Annotated in this window: 5 protein-coding genes; 3 read left to right on the top strand and 2 right to left on the bottom strand. The window is 68.8% G+C overall.

The features are described 5' to 3' along the window. Positions 1-239: 239 nt before the first annotated feature. On the top strand, positions 240-908 hold the full coding sequence (locus tag VFG33_RS28200) for a class I SAM-dependent methyltransferase (RefSeq protein ID WP_325056002.1): 669 nt from the start codon (positions 240-242) through the stop codon (positions 906-908). A gap of 128 nt (positions 909-1,036) precedes the next feature. After that, positions 1,037-1,450 (top strand): DUF805 domain-containing protein, encoded by a 414-nt coding sequence (locus VFG33_RS28195; protein ID WP_325056001.1) that lies wholly within the window; start codon positions 1,037-1,039, stop codon positions 1,448-1,450. Positions 1,451-1,527: 77 nt separating this feature from the next. On the opposite strand, the gene VFG33_RS28190 is transcribed toward VFG33_RS28195, so the two are convergent. Both VFG33_RS28190 and VFG33_RS28185 read right to left on the bottom strand, forming a co-directional pair. After that, positions 1,528-2,937, bottom strand: a complete 1,410-nt coding sequence (locus VFG33_RS28190; protein ID WP_325056000.1) for a metallopeptidase TldD-related protein — start codon at positions 2,935-2,937, stop codon at positions 1,528-1,530. Further along, a complete protein-coding gene (locus VFG33_RS28185; protein ID WP_325055999.1) occupies positions 2,934-4,451 on the bottom strand; it encodes a TldD/PmbA family protein in 1,518 nt (505 codons plus the stop codon). The genes VFG33_RS28190 and VFG33_RS28185 overlap by 4 nt, the downstream gene beginning before the upstream one ends. A gap of 90 nt (positions 4,452-4,541) precedes the next feature. Here VFG33_RS28185 and VFG33_RS28180 point away from each other — a divergent pair. Further along, positions 4,542-5,396: DEAD/DEAH box helicase (locus VFG33_RS28180; protein WP_325055998.1), on the top strand; the 855-nt coding region annotated here is incomplete at its 3' end.

The raw sequence follows: 5,396 nt of genomic DNA, 5'->3' as shown, positions 1-5,396 counted from the left end.
CACGGGCTGGGGTGGGGCGGGGGAGGGGTGGGGGTGGACGGAGAGTTCGAGAAGGGAGTTGCAGGCGGGGCAGGTTAGAGCGGTGGAGTGGGCGTTCATCCGTCCTCCTGTGTAGGCGGTCATGTTCACTGTCGCGGCCGGTGCGGGTGCCCGCCTGAGTACGTCTACTCAAATTCGTCGCGTAGGCTGCTGCGGGTCTGCCGGTCGTCCAGACCGGCGAGGCACACACGGGGAGCAAGATGAAGACTGGACAAGAGCTCGCAAGGGCTCAGCAGGACAGATGGCAGAGGGCTTATCTGGCGGATCCGACGCTGCACGGTGCGGAACCATCGGCGGCGGCTCGCTGGACGGCGAAGCTGTTCGGTGCCGCAGGCATCGATGACGTGCTGGAACTGGGCGCCGGCCAGGGCCGCGACGCGCTTTACCTTGCCAGGCAGGGATTCAGCGTGCACGCCACCGACTTCAGCGAAGCCGCGCTGGACCAGCTGCGGCTGGATGCGCAGCGTGAGGGCCTGGATGACCGGGTGACGGCGGCGTTGCACGACGTACGCGACCCGTTACCGCCCGCCGATGCCACCGTCGGTGCCGTCTACGCGAATCTCCTGCTGAACATGGCCTTCACCCACGCCGAACTCCGGTCGCTGGTGAACGAGATCCGTCGCGTCCTGCGACCGGGCGGGCTGTTCGTCTACACGGTCTGGTCCACCGACGACCTGTGCTACGGGAAATGCCCCGAGATCGGTGACGGATTGTTCGCGAAGGGCGGGTTCGCGGCCCGGTTCTTCGACCAGGCCCTGGTGCATGAATTGGCCGAGAGGTGGGAACTGGGAGGCGCCGACGCCTACCAGGAAGGCCCCGAGCCGCGCCGGCTCTGGCGCGTCACCCAGGCGAAGCCGGCCCCGAAATAGCTGAAGTGTGCTTGCGGTACGGCGTGCCAGGTTGCGGTGTGGTCACCAAAGCGAAACGTTGCATTGACGAACCGGATCGGTTCCGACAGGCTCGGTCCGCGTCTCACCTTCGACCATCGGAGAAAGCAATGCAGTGGTACACAGATGTCCTCAAGAAATACATCACGTTCACCGGTCGCGCGCGGCGTAAAGAATTCTGGATGTTCACGCTGTTCAGCTTCATCATCTCGGCTGTGCTGGGCACCATCGACAACATCATCGGAACGACGAACAGCACCGGTAGCGGCCTGCTCTCGTCGCTCTACGGGCTGGCCGTGCTGCTCCCGTCGCTGGCTGTCTGGGTCCGCCGGCTGCACGACACCGACAAGAGCGCCTGGTGGCTCCTGATCGCGCTGACAGGCATCGGGATCATCGTGCTGATCGTCTTCGCCGTGCTGGAGGGCACTCCGGGCGACAACAAGCACGGCCCGGACCCGAAGGCGGCCGAGCGTTTCGGCGTTCCCGGTTCCTCCTCCGCGGAGCCCGGGTACCCAACGGTCTGAGCACCTACTGCGAACGTCCCGCGACCCTGGTGGCTCGCGGGACGTTTGCTTTTCTGGCCTGATTCAGCCGGCCGGGGTCAGCTGGCCTGGCTGACGCTGGACATGTTGAAGTCGGGAACCAGCAGCGGCGGCGTCGCAGTACGGGAGAACTCGTCGCCCCATTCGCGGGAGAACGACGGCACCGTCGCGCCGGCCGCGGTGAAGCGGCTGAGCAGGTCGACCGGGCTCTCGTTGAAGCGGAAGTTGTTCACGGCACCGGTCACCTCGCCGTTCTCGACCAGGTAGACGCCGTCCCGGGTCAGGCCGGTCAGCAGCAGGGTCTGCGGCTCGACCTCCCGGATGTACCACATGCAGGTCAGCAACAGCCCGTGGTCGAGTCCCGCGACCAGGTCGTCGACCGATCCGCTCGCACCGTCGACGGACAGCACGTAGTTCTCGATCGGCGGGGTCACCGCGGGAGCGCCGGTGAGGTCGGCCGTGAACCGGCTCTGCATCAGGTTCTCCAGCTTGCCGCCGCGGATCCAGTCGGTCGCGGCCAGCGTGAGCCCGTTGTCGAACACGCTCCACGCGCCGCCGGACCAAGGCGCGACCACGAACGGGGATGCTTCCAGGCCGGCCTGGTGCGGGTCGGAGCGCAGCCGCACCGGGTGCGGGGTCAGGACGTCACCGATCCGGCTGCCTCCGGACGGCTTGGAGAAGACGCTGCGTCCCTCGTGCGCGGCGCGTCCGTCGAGTTTCGCGTAGACGTAGTTCATCAGGTCGGCGACGGCGGTGGGCGGGAGCACGGTCGGATGCCGCCCGGCTTCCACCGAGACGGTCCGGGTGGCCCAGCCGAGCCGCCTGGTGAGCTCCGCGTCGAGCGCGAGCGGGTCGATGTCGGTGAAGTCGCGGGTGGCGGCACCGACCCAGGCCGACTGGCTGAGGTCACCCGACTTGCCGGTGGAGGTGACGAATCCCGTCGGCAGGGCTTGACGCAACCGCAGTCCCGTCGACGACCCGACGTACTGGGTGACGACCTCGTGGCTGGCGAAACCGTAGAGCCAGCGGCTTTCCTTGGTGGCCCGGGTGAGGGTCTCGCCGAGGGCGGGGGCGAAGGCCTCGTAGACGTTCACGGAGGTCTCGTCGGGTTCTTCGTCCCAGCTTGGGCCGAGGGTGCCCTCGACGAGGGGGCGAGCGTCCTCGGCGGGGCTAGACGCGCGAGCGGCGGCGACAGCGGCCGAGACGATCTCGCGGAGCGACTCCTCCGTCGTGGAGGACCGGCCGACCACTCCGGCGGCGGTGCCTTCGCCCGCGCCGACTGTCGCGATGACCGTCACGCTTGACCCGCGCATGGCGCCGTTGGTGGTCAAGGTGTTGTTGGCCCAGCGCAGGTTCGCGCTGGAGGTCTCGGCGACGAGGACGATGCAGCCCTCGGCTCCTTCGGCCGCGGCCAGTTCGAGCGCCCGCTCGACCGTGTCCTGCGGGGTCAGCTGAATGGCGGTCGTCACCGGCCGGCCTCCTGCGTGGTGTTGAGAATGCGGACGTCGCGGAACAGAGCGGACGGGCAGCCGTGGCTGACGGCACCCGACTGGGCGGGCTGGGCCTTGCCGCAGTTCAGCGCACCGCCCAGTACGTAGGTCTGCGGGCCGCCGACGGCTTCCATGGATCCCCAGAAGTCCGTGGTGGTGGCCTGGTACGCGACGTCGCGCAGTTGGCCGTCCAGCTTGCCGTCGGTGATCTTGAAGAAGCGCTGGCCGGTGAACTGGAAGTTGTACCGCTGCATGTCGATCGACCAGGACTTGTTCCCGACGATGTAGATGCCGTTCTTCACCCGGCCGATCAGCTCCTCGGTCGACGGACCACCGGTGGCCGGCTGCAGGGACACGTTGGCCATCCGCTGGATCGGGATGTGGCCGGGGGAGTCGGCGTACGCGCAGCCGTTGGACCGCTCGGTGCCGAGCACCTCGGCGTTCACGCGGGCCATCCGGCGATCCACCTGGTAGCCGACCAGGATCCCGTCCTTGACCAGGTCCCACTGCTGCCCGGCGACCCCCTCGTCGTCGTACCCGATCGTCGAGAGGCCGTGCTGGACGGTGCGGTCGCCGGTGATCTGCATGACCGGTGAGCCGTACTTGAGGCTGCCCAGCTTGTCGAGGGTGGCGAAGCTGGTGCCGGCGTAGTTGGCCTCGTAGCCGAGCGCGCGGTCCAGTTCGGTGGCGTGCCCGATCGACTCGTGGATGGTCAGCCAGAGGTTGGTCGGATCGATCACCAGGTCGTACTCACCCGCCTCGACGCTCGGCGCCGCCATCTTCTCGGCGAGCCAGCCCGGGAGCTGGGCGAGTTCCTCGTCCCAGTTCCAGCCGGTGCCGGTCATGTACTCCCAGCCCCGGCCGGCGGGCGGCGCGCAGGTGTCCATCGTGTCGAAGCGGCCGGTCTCGGTGTCCACGGCGATGGCCTGGAGGTTCGGGCCGATCCGGACCCGCTGCTGGGTGAAGGAGCTGCCTTCGGAGTTCGCGTAGAACTTGCACTCGTGCACCGAGGTGACGTGCACGTTCACGTGCGAGACGCCCTCGGCCGACAGCACCCGGTCGCTGTAGTCGGTGAGCAGCGCGACCTTCTCGGCCCGCGGCAGGCTGACCGGATCGATCTCGTACGCCGACACCCAGGTCACGTCGTCGTACACGGGCTCGCCGGCCAGCTCGATCGGCTCACTGTTGATCGGCCGGGACACCTGGGCCATGTTGACCGCCTGCTCGGCGACCCGGACAGCCTCGTCGGTGGTCAGCGCGACCCCGGCGGCGAACCCCCAGGTCCCGTCGTGGATCACCCGGACGGCAAGCCCGAGATCCTCGTCGTCGCGAGCGCTCTCCAGCACACTGTCGCGTAGCGAGATCGACTCGGACCGGATCCGTTCCAGCCGGAATTCGGCGTACGTCGCGCCGAGATCCTTGGCGCGTTGCAGCGCGGCGTCGGCCAGTTCGTGGCGGGGCAGGTCAAGGAAGGAAGCATCGACTTCGGGCACGGGTTCGACCCTAGGCCATCACCTGTACTTCGCTCTCGCGGCGCCTGTGTTGCGTCTTCACTGGAGTGGTCGGGCACTATCGTCGGCTGCGTGCTGTTGCCCGACGCGTCCGTGCCTGGGGCGGACCTGCCTGTCCGTGCCGTCCTGCCCGCCACGGTCGAGGCGGTGCGCCGCCGCGGTACGGCGATCCTGGTCGCGCCGCCCGGATCGGGGAAGACGTCCCTGCTGCCCCTCGCTCTCGCCGATGCGCTCGACGGCACGATCATCGTGGCCGAGCCGCGACGGATGGCGACGCGCGCCGCCGCGACCCGGCTGGCGTCGCTGGCCGGCGAACCGCTTGGGCGGCGGATCGGCTACGCGATGCGTGGCGAACGCAGCGGCGGCCGAGACGTTCGCGTCGAGGTGGTGACGACAGGGCTTCTCGTACGGCGGCTGCAGCAGAACCCGGAACTCCCCGGGGTCGCAGCAGTGGTGATCGACGAATGCCACGAGCGGCACCTCGACGCCGATCTCCTGCTCGCGTTCTGCGTCGACGTCCAGACGAACCTGCGTGAGGACCTCGCGATCGTCGCGACTTCGGCGACCCCGGACACGCTGAGGTTGAGCCGCGCGTTGGCCGCCGCCGTGGACCTGCCCGCTCCAGTGATCACCGCGTCGGCGGCGTTGTTCGAGGTGGCGATCGAGTGGGCGCCGCCTCCGGTCCCGGTGCCGTTGCTCCCCGGCGGGCGGGTCGACCCACGGCTGCTGGATCACGTCGCCGCGGTCGTCCAGCGCGCACTGAAGGAGAACGACGGCGACATCCTCGTGTTCGTGCCGGGTGAGGCCGAGATCAACGGGGTGGCGCGGCGGTTGGCCGGGCAGAACGTGCTGCCGTTGTTCGGTCGGCAGTCGCGGGCTGAGCAGGACCGTGCGTTGGCCCCGGGTGCTGAGCGGCGGATCGTGGTG

Source organism: Kribbella sp. (assembly GCF_035687465.1).
Taxonomy (GTDB): domain Bacteria; phylum Actinomycetota; class Actinomycetes; order Propionibacteriales; family Kribbellaceae; genus Kribbella.
Note: the sequence above shows the minus strand (reverse complement) of the source record. Positions and strands in the feature narration are given on the sequence as shown.

Coding starts and splice junctions, on each gene's coding strand:
- VFG33_RS28200 (WP_325056002.1), top strand. CDS start 240: ATGAAGACTGGACAAGAGCTCGCAAGGGCTCAGCAGGACAGATGGCAG.
- VFG33_RS28195 (WP_325056001.1), top strand. CDS start 1,037: ATGCAGTGGTACACAGATGTCCTCAAGAAATACATCACGTTCACCGGT.